The 21,814-nt window shown below is 68.2% G+C and carries 12 protein-coding genes; 8 read left to right on the top strand and 4 right to left on the bottom strand.

Translation table 11 applies throughout. The annotated features are described in order from the left end of the window. Nucleotides 1-52 precede the first annotated feature (52 nt). Together NRS07_RS12430 and NRS07_RS12425 are read right to left on the bottom strand one after the other, a co-directional pair. Complete coding sequence (locus NRS07_RS12430; protein WP_259207340.1) at nucleotides 53-682, bottom strand: phosphohydrolase; 630 nt, start codon at nucleotides 680-682, stop codon at nucleotides 53-55. Nucleotides 683-746: 64 nt separating this feature from the next. Continuing rightward, entirely contained in the window at nucleotides 747-3,035 is a 2,289-nt protein-coding gene (locus NRS07_RS12425) for an FAD-dependent oxidoreductase (RefSeq protein ID WP_259207338.1), read from the bottom strand. 165 nt (nucleotides 3,036-3,200) lie between these two features. On the opposite strand from NRS07_RS12425, the gene glpD reads away from it, so the two are divergent. The 3 genes from glpD to NRS07_RS12410 all read left to right on the top strand — a co-directional run bounded on the left by glpD (nucleotide 3,201) and on the right by NRS07_RS12410 (nucleotide 6,373). Continuing rightward, nucleotides 3,201-4,778, top strand: coding sequence for a glycerol-3-phosphate dehydrogenase (glpD, locus tag NRS07_RS12420; RefSeq protein WP_259207337.1), 1,578 nt, complete (start codon nucleotides 3,201-3,203; stop codon nucleotides 4,776-4,778). 69 nt (nucleotides 4,779-4,847) lie between these two features. Beyond that, on the top strand, nucleotides 4,848-5,468 hold the full coding sequence (locus tag NRS07_RS12415) for a glutathione S-transferase family protein (protein ID WP_259207335.1): 621 nt from the start codon (nucleotides 4,848-4,850) through the stop codon (nucleotides 5,466-5,468). A 170-nt stretch (nucleotides 5,469-5,638) separates the two neighbouring features. Further along, nucleotides 5,639-6,373 carry a LuxR family transcriptional regulator gene (locus tag NRS07_RS12410; protein WP_259207333.1) on the top strand — a complete coding sequence of 245 codons (735 nt, stop codon included), beginning with the start codon at nucleotides 5,639-5,641 and terminating at the stop codon, nucleotides 6,371-6,373. On the opposite strand, the gene NRS07_RS12405 is transcribed toward NRS07_RS12410, so the two are convergent. Continuing rightward, nucleotides 6,348-6,620: a helix-turn-helix transcriptional regulator gene (locus NRS07_RS12405; protein ID WP_259207331.1), complete on the bottom strand. Its 273-nt coding sequence runs from the start codon at nucleotides 6,618-6,620 to the stop codon at nucleotides 6,348-6,350. The two genes, NRS07_RS12410 and NRS07_RS12405, sit on opposite strands and share 26 nt — an antisense overlap. Before the next feature lie 158 nt (nucleotides 6,621-6,778). Between NRS07_RS12405 and NRS07_RS12400 the strand changes: the two genes are divergently transcribed. Next, the gene (locus NRS07_RS12400; RefSeq protein ID WP_307729892.1) at nucleotides 6,779-7,363 is read left to right on the top strand and encodes an acyl-homoserine-lactone synthase; all 585 of its coding nucleotides are present in this window, start codon (nucleotides 6,779-6,781) and stop codon (nucleotides 7,361-7,363) included. Here NRS07_RS12400 and NRS07_RS12395 read toward each other — a convergent pair. Beyond that, complete coding sequence (locus tag NRS07_RS12395) at nucleotides 7,360-9,459, bottom strand: prolyl oligopeptidase family protein (protein ID WP_259207330.1); 2,100 nt, start codon at nucleotides 9,457-9,459, stop codon at nucleotides 7,360-7,362. The two genes, NRS07_RS12400 and NRS07_RS12395, sit on opposite strands and share 4 nt — an antisense overlap. Nucleotides 9,460-9,556: 97 nt before the next feature. Here NRS07_RS12395 and NRS07_RS12390 point away from each other — a divergent pair, with 97 nt between their 5' ends. From NRS07_RS12390 to recD, 4 genes are all read left to right on the top strand, one after another. Further along, complete coding sequence (locus NRS07_RS12390) at nucleotides 9,557-12,625, top strand: CHASE domain-containing protein (RefSeq protein ID WP_259207328.1); 3,069 nt, start codon at nucleotides 9,557-9,559, stop codon at nucleotides 12,623-12,625. A 114-nt stretch (nucleotides 12,626-12,739) separates the two neighbouring features. After that, a complete protein-coding gene (gene recC / locus NRS07_RS12385) occupies nucleotides 12,740-16,150 on the top strand; it encodes an exodeoxyribonuclease V subunit gamma (RefSeq protein ID WP_259207326.1) in 3,411 nt (1,136 codons plus the stop codon). Continuing rightward, nucleotides 16,147-19,854, top strand: a complete 3,708-nt coding sequence (gene recB / locus NRS07_RS12380) for an exodeoxyribonuclease V subunit beta (protein ID WP_259207324.1) — start codon at nucleotides 16,147-16,149, stop codon at nucleotides 19,852-19,854. The genes recC and recB overlap by 4 nt, the downstream gene beginning before the upstream one ends. Next, nucleotides 19,841-21,811: an exodeoxyribonuclease V subunit alpha gene (recD, locus tag NRS07_RS12375; protein ID WP_259207321.1), complete on the top strand. Its 1,971-nt coding sequence runs from the start codon at nucleotides 19,841-19,843 to the stop codon at nucleotides 21,809-21,811. Before recB ends, recD begins: the two co-directional genes overlap by 14 nt. Nucleotides 21,812-21,814 lie beyond the last annotated feature (3 nt).

Here is a 21,814-nt window from a genome sequence, read left to right as displayed (position 1 = left end):
AATCAGCTATTTAGCGCAAGCCAGTTGGGTGCTGCCGGGTTTCGGACGGGTTTCAGGCGGCATGTCCACTCCTGCCCGTCAGGCGCTCGAGTTCGGCCAGGAAGCGTTCGGCTGCCAGTGCGGGAGGCCAGGGCTCCCATGGCGCACAGCCGTAGTATGCGGCCAGCGGGTCCTGTTCCAGGATCGCAGCGCGGATCTTGAGGGTGCGCCGCACTTCTTCGCGGGTCCAGCCAGTCACGTGCACCGCTTCGGTTGCCGCCGCCAGACGGTCGGCCCGCTTGTGCAGCCGGTGTTCCTTTTCGGTCCAGGCCGGCAAACCGTAGCGCACGAACACCACTTGTTCCAGCCGCCGGGTCAGGGCGCGAAAGCCCTCTCCCAGAAAGGGCTTGATGACCGATACTGCGTCGAACCCAAGCAGACCCTCCTCGGCGTCGTGCAGCAGTTCACGCAACTCCTGCAGCGCTGAAGGCTGCGGCGCGAACGTGCGCCGCAGCAGCATGACGGCAATCGAATGCTGGGCCACCGACAGGGGCAGCGGCCAGGCTGAATGCCCGCCCCAGCGGTAGGTGCGCGCCAGGCCGAGCGCCAGGTCGGCGTCGTCCCAGTCGAAAGGTGTCGGGTTCAGCAGGTCCAGCCGTTTTCCAGACGGCATGCGCACCCAGGCGCGCACATTTTCTACCATTGTTTGATCCGGTATCGTGGTCGAACCACGATTCTACACATCTGCCTGCCGCCCTTGCGCAGCCTCAACCGCCGGACGCGCCCGGCACCGGGTGGTAGCACGACAGGTGGGGCGCCGTGCCCAGCCTGCGCGAAGCCATCTCATAGCCGGCGTCGATGTGCAGCTTGATCGATGTACGCGAGAAATCATAGTCTTTCGAGGCCGATTCGCCGTCCAGCACCTCGCGCGTGAGGCGGGTGATGTCGAGCGTGGTGTCTTCGCCCATCAGTTGCACATAGGCCGGCCAGGCGCGGATGCGGGCGGCGGCCTGCGCCGGCACCTGGGCCAGTACCCCGGACACCAGCTTGCGCAGGTCGCTCAGCATCGCCTGTTCGGTGCTGTCACGCCGGATCCGTTCGGCGTAGACGATCTCGTCGCGCCGGCCCATGACTTCCATCAGATTGGCCGGCAGCGGCTTGTTGTTTGGGAACAGGTCGACCACGAAGATGCGCTTGCCGGCGGCGCCGCTGCGCGCCAGCAGCAGTTCCAGCGGCGAATTGCTGACGATGCCGCCGTCCCAGTAATGCCGATCGCCGATGGTGGTCCAGGGAAAAGCGGGCGGCAGGCTGCCGCTGGCCAGGATATGTTCGGGTGTGAGGATGTCGACATAGCTGTCGAATACCTCGAGCGCTGCGGTCTCGACATTCACGGCGCTCACCAGCAAGCGCACCGGGCTGGCGCCGAGCGCGCTGAAATCGACGTATTTCTCGAGCAGCGCCTTGACCGGCGTCGGGTCGTACAGGCTGGTCCAGCATGGCGGTGCTTGCAGTTCCAGGCGGCCAGGCGCCCAGCGCGGCGTGAAAAATCCGGGCACGCCCGATACCAGGGCCTGCCACGCGGCCAGCTGGCGCCGAACGCGCTCGTCCGGCAGGTCGGGCGTGAGCAGCGACAGCTCGTCCCAGAAACCGGCCAGCGCATCGAAGGCATGGCGCGGATGCGAGGCGATGATGGCACCATTGAAGGCCCCGATCGACACCCCCGCCACCACGTCGGCATGCACGCCTTGTTCTTCCAGCGCCCGCACCACTCCGCATTCGAAGGCGCCGAGCGCGCCGCCACCCTGCAGGATCAGGGCGGTCTGGTTCGGAACCTCGCTGAGCAAAAATCCCGGTTGCGCCAGTCGTTGCTTGACGTGGCCGAGGTGGGTGCGGTAGCGGATCAGGGATTCTACCGCCCGGGTTTCCCTGGCCGGACGGCCGGCCGTAAACAGCGCGCGTGCCCTATCGTTCTTCAGGTAGAGGATGGCGGCCGAATGCGCTGCCAGGTCGCCCAGGCGCAGGTGCTCGGGGGTGTCGTCGCCGACCCCGATGAACTGGAAGCTGTAGTCGAACACCGCGGCCGCAAAGTAAGAGACCTCGTCGTAGGGAACGCGCATGCCCAGCATGTTGCGGGCCGCGAGCCGCCCCTGCTTGACCGCATTGTCCCAGTGCTCGACGCGGCGCTGCATATTGAACACCGGGTCGTAGTAGCAGGCCACGTCGCCAGCCGCATACACATGCTCGTCGCTGGTGCGCAGGTAGCGGTCGACCACGATGCCGTCGCCCAGCGCGATGCCGCTGGCTTGCAGGAAGGCAGTGTCCGGCTCCACCCCGATCCCGACGACAACCAGGTCGCAGGCGAAGCTGCGGCCGTCGGTGCTGACGACTTCTTGTGCACGCTTGGAGCCGGCTTCGGCTTCGCGCACCGCCGCTACCTGGGTGTGCAGCAGCAGTTCGACGCCGCGCTCGGCCAGCATGCGTTCGAACAGGGCGCAGACGGCGGCGTCTTTTACCTGGCTGAACAGCACCTGCCCCTGGGTCAGCAGGGTTACCTTGACACCGCGCGCGACCAGCGCCGCCGCCACTTCAAGCCCGATGAAGCCGCCTCCGACGATCACGGCGCGCCGGGCGCTGGCGGCGGCGCGCCGGATGGCGGCAGCGTCGTCTTGCGTGCGCAGATAGTGAATGCCCGCCAGATCGGCGCCCGGCACCGCGAGCCGGAGCGGACGCGCGCCAGTGGCGAGCAAGAGTTGGCCATAGCGCAGCGGCCCGGCGCGGTCAGTGGCGAGCACCTGGTCCCGCAGGTCGAGCCCCAGCGCGCGCGTGCCGCGCAGCACCGTAACATCGTGTTCTGCGTAGAAATCCTGGCTCAGCACGGGCCGCGGCGCTTCGTCCGTGCACAGCAGCCGGCTGGTCAGCGGCGGGCGGTGATAGGGCAGGGCGTCTTCGGCGGCCACGATCACGATCGACCCGCGCGCGCCTTCCAGGCGCAGGGTCTCGGCCGCGGTGGCGCTGGCCGGCCCGCCGCCTACCAATACGAAATCTGCATGGGTCATGCCGGTTTGAGTGGCGCTGGCGCGAGATGTTGGCGGACTGCTGTGGCAAATTTGCACACAGGCTGGCGCAATCTCCGCATAATTGATGTATGCAAAGATATCTCCACGATCCGCTCCCTACACTGGATCGGTTAAAGCGGGCCCGGCCCGCGTACAGGAGGCGACGTGGCTAAGGTCGACAGCGGTAATGGTGGCAGCCGGCAACTGGAATGTGATGTGCTGGTGGTCGGCGGCGGCATCAATGGCGCCGGTATCGCGCGCGACGCGGCCGGACGGGGCCTGCGGGTCATCCTGTGCGACAAGGACGACCTGGGCGCGCATACCTCGTCGTCATCCAGCAAACTGATCCACGGCGGCCTGCGCTACCTGGAGCACCGCGAGTTCGGCCTGGTGCGCAAGGCGCTGGCCGAACGCGAGCTGCTGCTGCGCAGCGCGCCGCACATCATGCGCCCGCTGCGCTTCGTGATGCCGCACGCTGCAGGCCAGCGTCCGGCCTGGCTGATCCGCGCCGGACTGTTCCTGTACGACCACCTGGCACCGCGCGAATTCTTGCCCCGATCGAGCGTGGTCGACCTGGCCAGCCATTGCGCCGGCGCCCCGCTCACGCCCGCATTTACGCGCGGCTTCGCGTATTCGGACGGTTGGGTGGACGACGCCCGGCTGGTGGTACTCAATGCCATGGACGCCCACGAACGCGGGGCCACGGTGCTCACCTACACCCGCGCCGGCGCCTTCGAGCGCCACGCCCATCACTGGACGGCGACGCTGGTGCGCGGCGCTACAAGCGAGCAGGTCCGGGCGCGCTGCCTGGTCAATGCGGCCGGGCCCTGGGCCGGGCGTCTCGCCCAGGTCGCAACCGGCGCCGCGCCGGCACGGCGGCTGCGGCTGGTCAAGGGCAGTCATATCGTGGTGCCGCGCCTGTTCGATCACGACCATGCCTACATCTTCCAGCACCCGGACGGCCGCATCGTCTTTGCGCTGCCCTACGAAGGCGCGTTCACGCTCATTGGCACCACCGATGTCGAGTTCCACGGCGACCCCGACTCGGTCACCATCGGCGGCCCGGAAACCGTGTATTTGTGCGAACTGGCCAACCGTTATTTCCGGCGCCAGGTGCACCCGTCCGACGTGGTATGGAGTTATTCCGGCGTGCGTCCGCTGCTCGAAGACGACGCCGCCAGCGCCGCCGCGGCCACGCGCGACTACCTGCTCGCGCACGATACCGCGGGCGCGCCGCTGCTGTCTGTCCTGGGCGGCAAGATTACCACCTACCGCAAGCTGGCCGAGCAAGCGGTGGACTGGATCGCACCGGCACTGGCCGTGCAGCGGCCGGCGTGGACCGCGAGCGCGCTCCTGCCCGGGGGGGATCTGTTTGGCACTACCCCAAGCAGCCGCGGCGTGCTCGAGTTCGACCACTGGGTCGCTGCCTTCCAGCGCCGCCACGACTGGCTGCCGCCGGCACTGGCGCTGCGCTGGGCGCGCGCCTACGGTACCCGGGTCGATACCCTGCTGGGGCACGCCAGCTGCATCGGCGCGCTCGGCGACGAAGTCGCGCCCGGACTGTACGCGGCCGAGTTGCGCTACCTGCTGCAGCACGAGTGGGCCACCTGTTCCGCCGACATCCTGTGGCGGCGCAGCAAGCTCGGCCTGCACCTGCCGCCCGGCTGTGCGGACGGCATCGACGCCTGGATCGCTGCTCAGCACCGGCCCGCCGGGTCCGTTGCAGTCGCCGAGCCGGCCTGACCTGCCTGGCAAACCGGAGCGATTCCAGGCTATGATGGCCGTTTGATCATTCCACCGGAGAGCCAGTCCATGCGCCTGTATACCAGCCAGCGTGCGCCCAACCCGAGGCGCGTCACCATGTTCATTGCCGCCAAGGACATCGAGGGTATCGAGATCGTTGACGTCGACCTGGGCGCCGGTGGACACCGCGCCAGTGATTTCGTGGCACTCAATCCGTTGGCGCGGGTGCCGGTGCTGGTACTCGACGATGGCCGTGCGCTGAGCGAGACCCGCGCCATCTGCACCTATCTCGAAGGCCTGTATCCGGAACCGAACCTGATGGGCGCGGACGCCACCGAGCGCGCATTCATCGAGATGGCCGACCGCCGCATGGAGCTGCACCTGCTGCTGGAGATCGCGCAATGCGTGCGCCACACGCATCCGGGCCTGGCCATGCTGGAACAGCCGCAGTTTCCGGATTTCGGTGCAGCGCAGGGCGAAAAGATGCGCGCGACGGCGCGCTGGCTCGACGGCGAGCTAGCCAAGCACCCGTATGTGGCGGGCGAGCGCTTCACGATCGCTGACATCACTGCGTTTTGCGCACTCGAGTTCGCACGCGGCCTGATGCGTTTCCGGCCGGCGGACGAGGGAATGGCGCATCTGCAGGCGTGGCGTGACCGGATTGCGCAGCAGGACGCCGGTCAAGCGTGAGCACAGGGCGGGCGCACCGCGCCCGCACGTTCCGGCCGCCCCTGATGTCATGAAGTTGTTGTTTTAATGCCACGCATCTAACGGTATAAATGCTGTAACGTTAATTTTCGTGAGTATTTACCATGCCGGACTCAACTAGCATAGCTGGCATGATGTCCCGAGATTGACCCATGATAGATACCGCGCTGCTGACCAAGCTACTGGAAGCTCCGACCGACGTGGCCTGGAGCGAGGGCCTGTTCGCGCTGGCGCGCTCCCAAGGCTTTGAGCGCGTGCTGTTCGGTGTCGTCCCCTCGCGTCATGTGCGTTTCGAGAATGCTTTTCTTCGCAGTAACTATTCTGTTGAGTGGCGCGATCGCTACGACAGCAGTGGCTTCGCCTATGTCGATCCGACCGTGGGGCATTGCCTGTCGAGTACATTGCCATTGATCTGGGCGCCTGCCACCTTCGGCGGCGACGCGCCAGGGGCGCTCTATGAAGAAGCCAGTGCGCACGGTATCCGCAGCGGCGTGACGCTGCCGGTGCACGGCCCCCAGGGCGAGGTCGGCATCATCAGTTTCGCCTCCGACATGCGTCCCGACGCGCCCTTCGTGCGCTCGACGGCCGTGGCCTTGCCCGGACTATCGCTGATCCGCGACTATGCATTCGCCTCGTCCGCGCGCTTTCGTCAGGCCAAGCCCGAAAGCGAGGTGCCACGCCTGACCCGGCGCGAGCTGGAAGTGCTGCAATGGGTCATGGCCGGCAAGTCGTCATGGGAAGTGGCGCGCATCACCGGCTGCTCCGAAGCGACCGTCAATTTTCACCTGGCCAATGTGCGCCAGAAATTCGGCGTCAACACGCGCCAGCAGGCGGTGGTCAAGGCCATTTCCATCGGCCTGATCACGCCTGAAGATCACCATCGCTGAGCCGGCCGTTGACATACAGACGCAGCAGGATGGCGACCGGGGCGGGCAAGGCCAGGCCGGTCTCGAAACGGCTGCCGCTGGATTGAGTCACGCCAAAACGGCTCCAGAAACGCTCCTGGCTCTCGCGCTTGGCGATGCGCAGGCGCCGCAATTCGTGCGGGGCCGATTGCCGTGTTCCATTGCTTTGCGCCGCGTGCTGCGCTTCCAGTTCCGCGGCCAGTGCGTCGCACATCAGCTCGTTTGCCATGGTGTCTTCTCCCTTGGTCAGTCTATGCAAAATGCAAGTATTTCACTCGCGACCGAATCAGCCACCTAGCAGGGTTGCTAGTTCCGGTTCTGCCCGCTTTGCACGAACCTTGTATGCGCAATGCATAGGATTTAACCAACCACAAACAGGGGCTCATCATGACAATGCAGATCAAGATCGCTACACGCCGCGAATTCAAATCGAAGGATTTGTGGGAGATGCACACACTGCGCGCCAAGGTATTCAGCGGCCGGCTCGGTTGGGAAGTGCCAGTGTTGTCCGGAATGGAAATCGATGGCTACGACGCACTGGAACCGGGCTATATGCTCATGCGTGAGCCCGGTGGCGTGCTGCGCGGCTGCTGGCGGCTGCTGCCGACCGAGGGCCCGTACATGCTCAAGGATTCGTTCCCGCAGTTGCTGGAGGGCCGCGCCGCACCGAGCGACCCGCATATCTGGGAGCTGTCGCGCTTCGCGATCGAGACCGAGGGCGCGAGCCGCTACGGATTTTCCGAGATGACCATGGAGTCGTTCGAGGCCATCATCGGCTATGGCATCGAGTACGGCCTGACCCATTACGTGACCGTGACCACCACGGCGATGGAGCGCCTGACGCGCCGCGCCGGCGTGATCTTGCGCCGCATCGGTGCGCCCCAGGTCATCGGCATCGAGACCGCGGTGGCGCTCGAGATCGATGTCCAGGCGACCTGGAACGCATTGTTCATGCGCCGGCTGGCATCCTAGCGATCGTGCCGCAATTGCCGTGCTAGATAAGTCCAGGTCAGTGCCCACATACGCGCGGTTTGCGCATTGCCGGTCGCACCTGCATGGCCACCCTCGAGGTTTTCCCAGTACAGCACGTCGTGCCCCAGTTCGAGCATGCGCGCCGCCATCTTGCGTGCGTGTCCTGGATGAACCCGGTCGTCGCGGGTCGAGCTGGTGAACAAGGTGCGCGGATAGGCCGGACCGTCGGGCAGGCGCGGATGCAGGTTGTGATAGGGCGAATAGCGGCCGATCGATTCCCATTGGGCCGGATCGTCCGGGTCGCCGTACTCGCCGATCCACGAGGCGCCGGCCAGTAGTTCGTGGTAGCGCCGCATGTCCAGCAGCGGCACCTGGCATACCGCGGCGCCGAACAGCTCGGGCCGCTGGGTGAGGGCGGCGCCCACCAGCAGGCCGCCATTGCTGCCGCCCATGATGCCAAGGCGCGGCGCGCTCGTGATGCGGCGTGCGACCAGGTCCTCGGCCACCGCCAGAAAATCGTCGAAGGCGCGCTGGCGGTTCGCCTTGAGCGCCGCCTGGTGCCAGCGCGGGCCGAATTCGCCGCCACCGCGGATGTTGGCCAGTACGTAGACGCCGCCGCGCCGGCCGTCGGCCTCGAGCCAGGCGGCGCCGCTGATGGCGCCGTACGAAGGCTTGAGCGACACCTCGAAACCGCCGTAGCCGTACAAGACGGTGGGATTGTCGCCGTCGAACGGCGCGTCGGCGCGCATGACGACGAAATACGGCACGCGCGTGCCGTCCGCCGAACGCGCCTCGAACTGTCCCGTCACCAGGCCGGCGGCGTCGAAGAAGGCCGGCATCGACTTGAGCGGCGCGCCCAGCCCGGCGTGCTCGTCGCCGCCGGCCTGCATCAGGTAGAGCGTGGTCGGTTCGGTAAAGCCGGTCACGGCCAAAAAGTAAAGGTTGGACGCGGTCTCGTCATAGGCCCAGACGTCGAGCGCGCCCACGCTCGGCAAGCCGAGCTCGCGCCGGCGCCAGCGCCCCGCCTCACTGCCGGCGCCCGTATCGTCCAGGCGCAGCTCGACGATGCGGTTCTTGACGTTATCGAGCAGCACCAGAAGCAGGGCGTCGCGGGTGGCCGTCACCGCTTCGAGCGAGGTCGAGGGCGTCGGCACGAACAAGGCTTCAATATTCGCCTTGCCGTCCAAAAAGGCATCGAAGTCGGCCGCCAGCAGCGCGCCCTGCGGATAGTGGCATCCGCCCACTTCCCAGTCGGAGCGCAGTTCGATGATTACCTGCCCGCGCACGGCAAAGGCCTTGGCGTCGTCGGGCTTGGGCAGCTTGTGCAGGCGAGCGTCGCGCCGGACAAACAGCTCGCTGCTATAGAAGCCGGCCTGGCGCTGCACGAAGTCGCGCTCGAAGCCGGGCGTGGGGTCGCGCCAGGCCGAGGCACTCAGGTCGTCGTGGCGCGCCTCGAAGACCGTGAGCGCCCCAGCCAGTGCTTGGCCGCGCTGCCACTGCTTGACGATGCGCGGATAGCCGGACGCGGTCAACGAACCCGGGCCGAAGTCGGTGCCGACGAACAGCGTGTCGCGGTCGATCCAGGCGACTTCGCTTTTCGCTTCCGGCAAAATAAACCCATTGGCCACGAAGCGCTTCGCGATGGGGTCGAATTCGCGCACCACGCGCGCGTCGCCACCGCCGCGCGACAGCGCGACCAGGCAGTGCTCGCCCCCGGGCTCGAGCCAGGTAGAGCCGCCCCAGACCCAGTTCTCGCCTTCGTCCCGGGCCAGCGCGTCCAGGTCGAGCACGGTCTCCCAGGCTGGCGCCGCGCTGCGGTATTGTTCCAGCGTGGTGCGGCGCCAGATTCCGCGCAGGTGGCCGGCATCGCGCCAGAAGTTGTAGAGCAGCTGGCCGTGGCAGCGCGCGTACGGGATCTTTGCGGCGGAGTCGAGTATGCCCTCCAGGCGCGCCGCCAGTGGCGCGAAACCGGGCTGCGCTTCGAGCTCGGCTTCGGTCGCGGCGTTGCGTTCGGCGACCCAGGCGCGCGCCGGCGCACCGTCGATGTCTTCCAGCCAGCGATAGGGGTCGGCGGGGTGGTGGGGTAGTAGGGGCATGGACTTGTCGTGATTGAGCGTGGATGGGGGCGAATCGGGTGTGACTAAGCGTGACTATTGCGCCGCGGGCCACGTTTATACTAACAAGATCGAGCCGATGGAACCGCACGTCCCGGACAACATGCCTGCCTCCCCGATCTCCGCTACCAGCCCATCCGGTTTCGTCTCCGGTGGCCCGCCCCAGGCAGCGCGCGCCGCCACCTGGGCGGCCGGGCTGGCGCTGTCGCTGGCGGTCGGCCTGCTGCTCTACCAGTTGGTCGCCAGCGCGATCGAAGACGATGCCCGGCGCCGCTTCGATAATACCGCCGAGCTGGCGCGCGAGCGCGTGTCCGCCGCCATTACTTCGTATGCACGCGTGGTGCGCGGCCTGGTGGCCCTGCACACCGCCGGCGAAGGGCCGCTGACGCATCTGCGTTTTCACCGCTATGTGGCGGCGCTGGATCTGCCGCGCCAGTTTCCGGCGCTCGAGGCGGTATCGTTCATCGCCCACGTCCCCGATGCGCAGCGCGCTGCCTTCGTGGCGGCGGTGCGCCAGGACCGCAGCGTGGATCCGGCCGGTACCCCGGATTTTGCCATCGTCCCTGGCGGGCGGCGCCCGTACTACGAAGTGGTCACCTGGGTCGAGCCGTCCGAGCTGCCCGTCAAGCGGCTCGGAGTGGATATCGCCGCGGCCCCGAACGTGGCCAAGGCACTGGCCCGGGCACGCGACACCGGCAGCATCAGCGCCTCGGGCCATCCGATACGGATCGAACTGCCGACCCCGCACATCGTGCTGGGCATGCGCGAGCCGTTGTATCTGGGCGGCCCGGTGCCGGCCACGCTGGAACAACGCCGGGCGCGCTATGTCGGCAGCATCGGTATCGCGTTCTCGGTCGAGAAACTGGTCAAGGGCGCACTGGGCCCGGGCGTGGCGCAGCCGGTGCAGGTGAGCCTGTACAGCGAACCCGGAGCGCGGCAGGACGGCGCGCCGCTGGCGCCGCTGGCGCCGCTGGCGCTGCTGGCGTCCGACCGGCTGCTGCTGGGGCCGGACGTGCGCGGCAAGCCGGCGCCTGCCGGGCATTTCACCAGCCTGGTCGAGATCGACTATGTGGGCACACGCTGGAAAGCGCATTTCTCGGCCGACCGCGCGCTCATGGCGCACGCCCATGCGCGCTACCTGCCGGCGCTGGCGCTGGCGTCGGGTTTGTGTGGCACGCTGCTGGCATTTGCGCTGTTTTTGAACCTGGTGCGCTCGCGCCGCGCGGCGCTCGACCAGCGCCTGCTGCTCGATTCGGTGCTCGACAACCTGGACGCGTTTGTCTACCTGAAGGACGCCGGGCGGCGCTTCCATTACGTCAATGCCAAGAGCGCGGCGCTGGTGGGCTTGCCGGCCACCGCCGTGATCGGACGGCGCGATCTCGAGGTGATGCCGGCGGCGCGCGCCGACGAGATCTGGCAGCGCGACCGCGTGGTACTGGAGCAGGGCCGGCGCAGCGCCAGCCAGGTCGAGCAGGCACTGCCCGATGGCAGCCTTCGCCAGCTGTGGAGCGTGCGGGTGCCGCTGCAACTGGCCGGCGCGGTGCCGGCCGTGCTGTGCGTCTCGACCGATGTCACCGCGCTGCACGAGCTCAAGGCCCGGGCCGATGCCGCCAACCAGGCCAAGAGCGAATTCCTGTCGAACATGAGCCATGAAATCCGCACGCCCATGAACAGCATCATCGGCATGACCCACCTGGCGCTGCAAGCGGGGGGCGATCCGCGCCAGCGCGGCTACCTCGAGAAAATCCGCCACTCGGGCCAGCATCTGCTGGGCATCATCAACGACATTCTGGATTTTTCCAAGATCGAGGCCGGCAAGCTCGAACTCGACAGCGTCGGCTTTACGCTGGGCGCGGTGCTGTCCGACGTCGAGCAGCAGCTCGGACCGGCGGCGGCGGCCAAGGGTATCGGCTTCGACGTCGAGATCGTGCCCGAGCTGGCACGTCCGCTGCGCGGCGACCCGCGCCGGATCGAGCAGGTCTTGCTCAATTTCGCTGGCAATGCCGTGAAGTTTTCCGACCAGGGCCGCATCGTCTTGCGCGCCTGCTTGCTGCGCGAAAACGACGCCGGGCTGCTGGTGCGCTTCGAGGTGCAGGACGACGGCATCGGCATCGACCCCGACAAGCTGGCAGGCCTGTTCTCGCCCTTTCACCAGGGCGATCCGTCCACCACGCGGCGCCACGGAGGTACCGGGCTGGGGCTGGTCATCAGCAAGCAGCTGGCCGAGCTGATGGGAGGCGAAGCAGGCGTCGACAGCGTGCCCGGACAGGGCAGTCGCTTCTGGTTTACCGCGCGCCTGGCGCCTGGCGATGGTGGCGCAGTCGACAGCGTCGGCGGGAGCCCCGCGCAAGCGCTTGAATCTGCGCCGGCGGCACGCCTGGATGGCTGCGCGGTGCTGCTGGTCGAAGACAATCGGTTCAACCAGCAGGTTGCCAGCGAACTGCTGGTCGAGGCCGGCGCGGTGGTGAGTGTGGCAGACAACGGGCTCGCTGCGCTCGATGCCATGGCAAGCCAGCGCTTCGATTGCGTGCTGATGGACGTGCAGATGCCGGTCATGGACGGACTCGAGGCAACCCGGCGCATCCGGCGCGATCCGGCCTTGCGCGACACGCTGGTAATCGCCATGACCGCCAACGCCGGCCTTGACGACCGGGCGCGCTGCATGGAGGCTGGCATGAACGGCTTCCTGACCAAGCCAGTGGTGCCGCACCAGCTGGCCGCCACGATCGCCCGCTGCCTTGGCCGGATCGAGGCCGATCCTGAACCTGCTGCGCCTGCTGCGCCTGCTGCACCCGCGGCCGCTCAAGTCGACCTGGCACAACTGGCGGCGACTTTCGACGGCGATCGCGGCAAGATGCGTAAATACGCTTTCATGTTCGTGTCGACCGCGCGCGATGCAGTGGCCGAAATCGACGTCGCCTTGTCGAAAGGCGACGCGGCGGTGGCGGCCGCCGTGGCGCACCGGGTCAAGTCGTCGGCCCGGGTGGTCGGGGCGCATGCCTTTGCCGGCGTGTGCGAGGAGCTGGAAAGCCAGGCCGGCCGGCCGGCCCAGGCGCGGGCGCTGGCGGCGCGCCTGCGTGCCAAGCTGGCGCGCATCGAGCAAGACATCACGGCGCAGTTCGGGTTGCGCTCCGAGGACCGGCGCTGACGTTGCGGTTAGCGCGCAATGGATTGCCGGGCGAGCGGTGACCGCGTCCCCCCAACCCTTCCGCCGCGACGCCAAACGGAGTATCCTTGCCGCCTGAGCAGCCCAACCATACCGATGTCCTCCCCGATCACGCCCGGCCTGTTGATTTTGCACGGCAACCAGATGGAATTGCTGCGCAGCGCCATGTTCGACTGGCTGCGCCGTCATCCGCTCGGCCCCCTGGAGCAAGAAACTATCCTGGTGCAATCGAACGGGGTGGCCGAATGGCTCAAAATCGCCATGGCGGAAAGCATGGGCGTGTGCGCCGCGACCCGCGTGGCGCTGCCGGCGCGCTTCCTGTGGGAAGCCTATCGCGGCATGCTGGGGCGCGAGCGCGTGCCCACCCGCGCTCCGTTCGACAAGGACCCGCTTACCTGGCGCCTGATGCGCCTGCTGCCCTCGCTGGTGTCCGGCCCGAGCTATGCGCCGCTGGCCCAGTTCCTGGGCGACGGCTGTCCCGAGCGGCGCCTGCAGCTGGCCGAACGCCTGGCCGACCTGTACGACGGCTACCAGGTCTACCGCGCCGACTGGCTCGAGGATTGGGAAGCCGGGCGCGACGTTCTGCGGCGCGCGGCTGGCGCAGCACTGCCGTTATCAGCGGACCAGCAATGGCAGGCCTGCCTGTGGCGCGAGATCCATGCCAGCCTGCCATCTGAACAGCGCGTGACGGGGCGCGCCGCGATCCATGCGCAGTTCGTGGCCGCCAGCGAAGCGGGGCGCACGCCGGTGGCACGCTTGCCGCGCCGGGTCATCCTGTTCGGCATGTCCACGCTGCCATACCAGACCTTGCAGGCGATAGCCGCGTTGTCGCGCCATACGCAAGTATTGTTCGCGGTGCCCAACCCCTGCCGTTTCTACTGGGGCGACATCATCGAGGGGCGCGAGCTGCTCAAGGCCGCCCGCCGCCGCCAGCAGCCGCGCGCCGGAGTCGACCTGGCCGAGGTGCCGCTCGAAGAATTGCACGCCCATACCCATCCGCTGCTGGCGAGCTGGGGGCGGCAAGGCCGCGATTTCGTGCGCATGCTCGATGAATTCGACAACGGCGAAAGCGCGCGCCATGCGAATGTGGGTACCGACATCATGCGGGTCGACCTGTTCGACGAGGCCGATGGCCATACGCTGCTGTCCCAGGTACAGGCGGCGGTGCGCGACCTGCTGCCGCTGTCCGAGCATCCGCAGGTGCCGCCCTTCGAGGACATGTCGATCGAATTCCACCTCACGCACAGCGTCCAGCGCGAGGTCGAGGTGCTGCACGACCAGTTGCTGTCGTGGTTTGCGCGAGATCCCACGCTGCGTCCGCGCGACGTGGTGGTCATGATGCCCGACATCGACACTTTCTCGGCCGCGATCCACGCGGTGTTCGACCAGCACCGCCGGTTCGACCCGCGCCACATTCCGTTCGAGATTGGCGACGTGCGCGACCGCAGCGTCAATCCGCTGCTGGTGGCGCTCGAATGGCTGCTGCGCCTGCCGCAGCAGCGCTGCCGCCAGAGCGAAGTACGCGACCTGCTCGATGTGCCGGCGGTGGCCGCGCGCTTTGGCCTGGACAGCGGCGACCTTCCGATCCTGGGACGCTGGATCGAGGGCTCGGGTGTGCGTTGGGGCCTGGACCGCGCGCACCGCGCCGGTCTCGGGCTGGGTTCGGCCGGCGAGCAAAATGCCTGGATCTTCGGCGTGCGCCGCATGCTGCTCGGCTATGCCAGCGGCGCCGGTGCCAGCTTCGGCGACATCGAGCCCTATGCCGAAGTGGGCGGGCTCGACGCCGCGCTGGCCGGTTCGCTGGCGCAGTTCATCGAGACCCTGCTTGACTGGCGCGCGGCGCTGGAGCACGAGCGTAGCCCGGCCGCATGGGGCGAGGTTGCGCGCGCGCTGCTGGCGGCTTTTTTCGATCCCGGGGTCGAAGCCGACCGCCTGACGCTGGCCCAGTTGGACGACGCCCTGCAATGCTGGCTCGAAACGGTGGAATCCGCCGGTTTCGATGAGCCGGTACCGCTGGCGGTGCTGCGCGAAGCCTGGCTGGCGCAGCTCGATCAGCCCACCCTGAACCACCAGTTCGTCTCGGGTGGGGTGACTTTCTGCACCCTGATGCCGATGCGCGCAGTGCCGTTCCGGGTGGTCTGCCTGCTGGGCATGAACGATGGCGACTTCCCGCGCCGCACCCACCAGGCCGATTTCGATCTGCTGGCGCTACCGGGCATGGCGCGCCCGGGCGACCGCTCGCGCCGCGACGACGACCGCTACCTGATGCTCGAAGCGCTGCTGTCGGCGCGCGACAAGCTCTACATCAGCTGGGTCGGGCGCAACGTGCGCGACAACAGCGAGCAGCCGGCCTCGGTGCTGGTGGCCCAGCTGCGCGACTACCTGGTCAATGGCTGGGGCCTGGATTTGGCCGAGCGCACGGTCGAGCATGCGTTGCAGCCGTTCAGCCGCCGCTACTTCGAGCACGGCGGCCTGCTCACCTATGCCGGCGAATGGCGTTCGGCCCATCACGGCCTGGACGAAGCGGCGCCGGTCGATGCCTTGCCGCCCTACGAGCTCGAGCCGGGCTTTGTGCTGAAACTGGGCGAGCTGGCCGCCTTCCTGCGCCAGCCGGCGCGCTATTTCTTCCGGCGCCGCCTGGGCGTGGTGTTTGGCGAGGCCGCGCTGGTAGGCGAGGACGAAGAACCGTTTGCGCTCGACGCACTGGAGCGCTATTTCATCGAAGACCATTTGCTGGACGACAGCGGTCCGGCGGAGCCGCTGGACGAAGTCCGTTCGGCCCTGCATGCACGCGCCGAACGGCTGGCGCGCGAAGGCGTGCTGCCGATCGGCCTGATGGGCCGGCAATGGCAGCGCGAACTGGTCGACGGCCTGGTCCCGGTGCGCAGCGCCTGGCTGGCGCTGGGTGCGCGTTTTCCGCAACTGGCGCCCAAGCGTGCGATCAGCCTGGCACTGCTGGCCGAGCACGGCACCCCGGTCGTGCTCGAAGACTGGATCGACCGCCTGCGCACCGATGGCGCTACCACCGGTTGGCTGATGCTGGTGTCGTCGAAAGTGCTCGACCGCCAGGGGCGTGCGCGGGGCGACAAGCTGATCGGCCCCTGGCTGCGCCAGCTGGCATGCGCCGCGGCCGGCGCACCGGTCGCAGGCCACCTGGTGGCGCGCGACGCGGTGCTGACCATGGCGCCGCTCGACCCGGCCGAAGCGGCCAGCACGCTGCACGACCTGGCCGCTCTGTGGCGGACCAACCTCGACCGCCCGCTGGGCGTGGCCTGCAAGACTGCGCTGGCAATGCTGCAGGACGGCGACGCGCGCGTTACCTATGACGGCGGCTACGAGATATCGGGCGAGGTCGATGATCGCTGCCTGGCGCGCCTGTGGCCCGACTTCGCCAGCCTGATCGCCGCCGGCGACTGGCCGCACGTGGCGCGCGACCTGTACGGTCCGCTGGCCGACTGGATCGAGGCCGGAATCACGGTAGCGCCGCTTGGCGCAGAAACCCCATGAGCCAGCAACTCGACCCCTTGCACTTCCCGTTGCACGGCTCGCGCCTGATCGAGGCCTCTGCCGGAACTGGGAAGACCTGGACCATCGCCGCGCTCTACCTGCGGCTGGTGCTCGGCCACGGCGGCCAGGATGGCGCCAGCGGTTTTGTTCGCCCGCTGCTGCCAAGTGAAATCCTGGTCATGACGTTCACGCGCGCGGCCACGCGCGAGCTGGCCAACCGCGTGCGCGAACGGCTGGTCGAAGCCGCCGCCTATTTCCGGGGGCAGCAAGAGAAAGACGATCCGTATCTAGGAGCGCTGGCCGCGGCCTACCCGGACGACGGGCAACGCAATGTCGCGGCCCATCGCCTGGTGCTGGCGGCCGAGTCGATGGACGAAGCGGCGATCTTCACCATCGACGCGTGGTGCCAGCGCATGCTGCGCGAGCACGCCTTCGATTCCGGCAGCCTGTTCGACGAAGAACTGGTCACCGACGAACGCGCACTGTTCGAGGATGCTGCCCACGACTACTGGCGCCAGCATGTCTATCCGCTCGATGCGAAGCGGCTGGCTTCGGTGCTGGCGTGCTGGAAGGATGTCGGCGCGCTCAAGACCGGCGTGCGCGAACTGGTCAGCCGCACCCATTTGCTGGGCACATCGGTGCAGGAGCCGCTGGGCGGCCTGGTGGCGCGCACCGAACGCGCGCTGCAAGCGCAGCTGGTGCAGCTCAAGCAGGGCTGGGCCGCGCGCGCCGACGAGATGCAAGCCTGGATCGCCGGCCAGCGCGAGCGCCAGCCCAAGTGCTTCAACGGTAACAAGATGCGCGCCGATTCGCTGGCCAAATGGTTCGACGCGTTGCGCGCCTGGGCGCTGGATGACGCGATGCTGCTGCCGGACCTGAACGACACAGCCTGGCGCCGCCTGTGCCCGGACGGCATCGAGGATGCCTTCAGCAAGGACTTCGTGGCCGAGGTGCCCGGCTGCTTCGCCGCCACCGCCCCTTTGAGAGAAGCGCTGGAAGCGCTCGAACCGCTGTCGCATGCGCTGCTGCGCCACGCCGCCAGCCATATCGGCGGGCGCATGCGCGAACTGAAGGCGCGCAACCGCCAGTTCGGCTTTGCCGACATGCTCGAGCGCCTCAAGGCCGCGCTCGAAGGCCCGAACGGCGCCGCACTGCGCCAGCGCATCGTGCTGCGATTCCCGGTCGCCCTGGTCGACGAATTCCAGGATACCTCGCCCGACCAGTACCGCATCTTCGACCTGCTGTACCGGGTGGCGGCCAACGACCCGCAGCAAGGCCTGTTCCTGATCGGCGATCCGAAGCAGTCGATCTATGGCTTTCGCGGCGCCGACATCCACAGCTATCTGGCGGCGCGGCGTGCCACCGAAGGGCGCCACTACCAGCTCGGCACCAACTACCGTTCTACCAGCGAGCTGGTCGCAGCGGTGAATCAGTTATTCCGCCATGCCGAAGGGTACGGGGGGCATGCGGGCCATCCCGGTGGCGCGTTCCGCTTTCGCCGCGGCGACGACAATCCGCTGCCTTTCGAGGCAGTGGCGGCCCAGGGCCACCGCGAGCGGCTGGTGGGCGCCGATGGTCCGTTGCCGGCGATGTCGGTGTGCTGCGCCCCGCAGATGAGCCAGGACGACTACCGGGAATTCCTGGCCCACCACTGCACCGAGCACATTGTCGGCCTGCTGGCTGACGAACGCGTGGGATTCATGGATGGCGCGCGGTTCCGGCGCCTGATGCCGGCAGACATCGCCATCCTGGTGCGCGACCGGCGCGAGGCCGCGGCGGTACGTCGCGCGCTGGTGCAGCGCAAGGTGGCCAGCGTCTACCTGTCCGACAAGGATTCGGTGGTCGACAGCGAAGAAGCGCTGGATGTGCTGCGCTGGCTGTACGCGGTGGCCAATCCGCTCGACGGCACCCTCGCGCGCGCGGCCTTCGCAACCCGCACCGCCGGCCTGGCCCTGGGCGAACTGGCGCGCCTGTCGAGCGACGAAATGGCCTGGGAAGCACGGGTCGAGCAGTTGAAAGCCCTGCACGGCACCTGGCAGCGCCAGGGCGTGCTGGCGATGCTGCGCCGCTTCGTGCATGAACTCGGATTGCCGGCGCGCCTGCTGCGCGAGGCCGGCGGCGAGCGCCGCCTGACCAACCTGCTGCACCTGGCCGAACTGTTGCAGCAAGCCAGCACCCAGCTCGAGGGGGAACAGGCGCTGATCCGCTGGCTGGCCGAGCAGCTCGAAGGCGTGGGCGAGGGCGGTGACGAGCGGGTGCTGCGCCTGGAAAGCGATGCCGAGCTGGTCAAGGTGGTGACGGTCCACAAGTCGAAGGGCCTGGAGTATCCGCTGGTGTACCTGCCGTTCGCGGTCAGCGCGCGCCGCACCGACCGCCGCAACCGTGCCTTCTTCGAATTCGTCGGCATGGACGGCGCGCGCCAGCTCGATTTGTCGATGGGCGACGCGGCGCTTGAAGCGGTGGACCGTGCGCGCCTGGAAGAAGACCTGCGCCTGCTGTACGTGGCGGTCACCCGGGCCCGCCATTTCCTGTGGATGGGCGCGGCGCCGATCAGTGGCCGCGGCAAGGGCGATGGTCGGCCGGTAAACCGCCTGCACGAATCGGCGCTGGGCTACCTGCTCGGCGGCGGCGACAAGATCGATGGCGAACGCCTGCGCGAGCATCTCGAGCGCCTGCGCGGCGGTGTCGCGGACATCGTGCTGCACGAGCTGGCGCCGCCGCAAGGCCGCACAGCGCTGGTGCGCGAGGACGTTCGCCCCGACCTGCTGGGGGCGCCGCGCTACGAGGCCAGCTTCGAACGCGACTGGGCAATCGGTTCATTTACCTCGCTGGTGCGCCATGCCGGGGCGGCGCCTGCATCAGCGCCGATACCGACGCCGATGCAGGCGCAAGAAGAAACCCTGCGCGAGGAGGCGCCGCAATTGGCGACACCGGCACGCACCGACGATGCGCCCTGGCACCGCTTCCCGCGCGGCTCGGTGCCGGGCAACTTCATGCACGACCAGCTCGAATGGCTGGCTCAGGAAGGGTTCGAGCGCGCCGGCGAGCCGGAGACCGTGCAGCGCCTGGCCCAGCGCATCGAGCGCGCCGGCTGGGGCCACCGCCTGGATGACGCCCTGGCCTGGCTGCAGGCGGTGGTGAGTACGCCGCTGCCGCCGGTGGGGACGGCGCTGTGCGAGCTGGCCACCACGGTGCCGGAACTGGAATTCTGGTTCCCGAGCGAACGACTCGACCTGGGGCAACTCGACCGCCTGTGCCGCGCGCGCATCATGCCCGGCATCGAACGCCCGCTGCTGCCCGCGCGCAGCCTGCACGGAATGCTCAAGGGATTCGCCGACCTGGTGTTCGAACACGACGGGCGCTTCTGGGTGCTCGACTACAAGACCAACGCGCTGGGGCCGGGCGACGCGGCCTACACCCGCGCCGCGATGGAACTGGGCATGGCCAGCCACCGCTACGATATCCAGGCCAGCATCTATCTGCTGGCATTGCACCGCCTGTTGCGCAGCCGGCTGGGCGATGCCTACGCGCCGCAGCGGCAATTGGGCGGCGCGGTGTTCCTGTTCCTGCGCGGGATCGCCAATCCGCACACGCGCGGCTGCTGCCTGCTCGAGGCCGACCTGGAACTGCTGGACCGACTCGATGTCTTGCTCGGCCCGGAACCGACTAACGACCAGCACAGGGATCATCATGGCCAGGGCTGAAGCGGACATCGACGCACTGTGGAAGGCGCTGGCGCGCCTGGCCGAAGATGGAAATTTGCGCCGCCTGTCCTGCGCTTTCGCACGCTTCGTCGCTTCGCTCGGCAGCGGCCAGCCGCCGCCGTCGCTGGTGCTGGCGGCGGGGGTGCTGTCCGAGCTCGAAGGCCATGGCCACAGCTGCCTGCGGCTGGCCGACCTGGCTGCCGGCCCGGCCGAGCTGCTCGGCTGGAGCGACGAACAGTGGACCGATCTGGCGCGGCACGCCCGCCCGCTGCCCAGGAGCGCCCAGGCCTGGGCGCGCGAACTGGCCGGCTGCGAACAGGTCTGGGAAATCGGCGCCTTCGATTACGACCAGCCGCTGGTGCTCGACGGCGAGCGGCTCTACCTGCGCCGCTACTGGCGCGACGAGATGCTGGTGGCCGCGGCGGTGCGTGCCCGCGCCCTCGAGACCCGCCCGGTGGACACCGAAGCCGTGCGCGGCTGGCTCGATGTGCTGTTCGCGGCGTCGCTCAAGACCGGACAAGGCGACACCCCGGACTGGCAAAAGCTCGCCTGCGCCATCGCGCTGCGCGGGAAGCTGGCCATCATCACCGGCGGCCCCGGCACCGGCAAGACCTATACCGTGGCGCGCCTGCTGGCCTTGCTGTTCGCCACCGCGCCGCAAGGGCAGGGCCAGCGCATCGCGCTCGCGGCGCCCACCGGCAAGGCGGCGGCGCGCCTGAAGCAGTCGATCGACAAGGCGCTCAACGAACTGGCCGACAAGGTCGGCGCGGCGCTCCCGCTGCGCGAGCTTACCCAGCGCATGGGCGCGGCGCGCACGCTCCACAGCCTGCTCGGCGCGCGTCCCGACACGCGCGCGTTTGCCCACCACCGCGGCAACCCGCTCGATGTCGACGTGCTGATCGTGGACGAAGCGTCGATGGTCCACCTCGAGATGATGGCCTCGCTGCTCGACGCGCTGCCGCCTGGGGCAAGCTTGATTTTGCTGGGCGACAAGGACCAGCTGGCCTCGGTCGAGGCAGGCGCCGTGCTCGGCGACCTGTGCCACGATGCCCAGAGCGGCGGCTACACCGACGCTACGCTCGACTACGCGCGCGCGGCCAGCGGCGAGGACATCCCGCCAGCGTTCGGGGGCGACGGCGGTAGCCTGGCCCAGCAGACCGTGATGCTGCGCCATAGCCGCCGTTTCAGCGGCCCGATCGGCCAGCTCGCGCTGGCCGTGAACGCCGGCGACGCTCCCGCGGCGCACGCCTTGCTGCGTGCTGGCAGCGACGGCCCGGCGGGCGGCGTGCGCTGGATCGAGAACGCCGGGCAGCAGCACGTGCTGCAACTGGCGCTATCCGGCTATGGTTCTTACCTGGATGTGTTGACTGCGGCCCCAAACGGCTCATTGAACACGAATCATGAAGAATGGGTGCGCCAGATCCTGCAGCGCTTTGAATCCTTCCGCATCCTGTGCGCGGTGCGCGACGGCGAGTGGGGCGTAGCTGGCCTGAACGACGCCATCACCGCGCGCCTGGCCCAGGCCGGGCTGCTGCGTCCCGGTGGCGAGTGGTATGTCGGCCGTCCGGTGATGGTCACCCGCAACGACTACGGCACCGGTGTATTTAACGGCGATATCGGCCTGACCCTGCCGGACCCGGCGCGCCCGGGCGCCTTGCGCGTCTATTTCCTCGAGGGCGATGCGGTGCGCAGCGTGCTGGCGACCCGACTGCGCAGTGTCGAGACCGCATTTGCAATGACAGTGCACAAGTCGCAGGGCTCGGAATTTCGTCATACCGTGCTGGCCTTGCCGCGCGAACGCGGCGCCATCCTGACCCGCGAGCTGGTCTATACCGGCATCACCCGCGCCAGCGAACAATTCACGCTGGTTTCGCCGCCCGGCACCGTGCTGGCCGAAGCGGTGGCACTGCGCACTCACCGCACCAGCGGCCTGCGCGGCATGATCGCCGCCGCTTGACCC

This window comes from Massilia sp. H6, assembly GCF_024802625.1.
Lineage (GTDB): Bacteria > Pseudomonadota > Gammaproteobacteria > Burkholderiales > Burkholderiaceae_D > Telluria.
This window is presented reverse-complemented; position numbering and strand designations above follow the sequence as displayed.

Bases quoted from the DNA above. Each gene is read 5' to 3' on its own strand.
- NRS07_RS12415 (WP_259207335.1), top strand. From the start codon at position 4,848: ATGCGCCTGTATACCAGCCAGCGTGCGCCCAACCCGAGGCGCGTCACC.
- recC (WP_259207326.1), top strand. From the start codon at position 12,740: ATGTCCTCCCCGATCACGCCCGGCCTGTTGATTTTGCACGGCAACCAG.
- NRS07_RS12390 (WP_259207328.1), top strand. From the start codon at position 9,557: ATGGAACCGCACGTCCCGGACAACATGCCTGCCTCCCCGATCTCCGCT.
- NRS07_RS12410 (WP_259207333.1), top strand. From the start codon at position 5,639: ATGATAGATACCGCGCTGCTGACCAAGCTACTGGAAGCTCCGACCGAC.
- recD (WP_259207321.1), top strand. From the start codon at position 19,841: ATGGCCAGGGCTGAAGCGGACATCGACGCACTGTGGAAGGCGCTGGCG.
- recB (WP_259207324.1), top strand. From the start codon at position 16,147: ATGAGCCAGCAACTCGACCCCTTGCACTTCCCGTTGCACGGCTCGCGC.
- NRS07_RS12400 (WP_307729892.1), top strand. From the start codon at position 6,779: ATGACAATGCAGATCAAGATCGCTACACGCCGCGAATTCAAATCGAAG.
- NRS07_RS12395 (WP_259207330.1), bottom strand. From the start codon at position 9,459: ATGCCCCTACTACCCCACCACCCCGCCGACCCCTATCGCTGGCTGGAA.
- NRS07_RS12430 (WP_259207340.1), bottom strand. From the start codon at position 682: ATGGTAGAAAATGTGCGCGCCTGGGTGCGCATGCCGTCTGGAAAACGG.
- NRS07_RS12425 (WP_259207338.1), bottom strand. From the start codon at position 3,035: ATGACCCATGCAGATTTCGTATTGGTAGGCGGCGGGCCGGCCAGCGCC.
- NRS07_RS12405 (WP_259207331.1), bottom strand. From the start codon at position 6,620: ATGGCAAACGAGCTGATGTGCGACGCACTGGCCGCGGAACTGGAAGCG.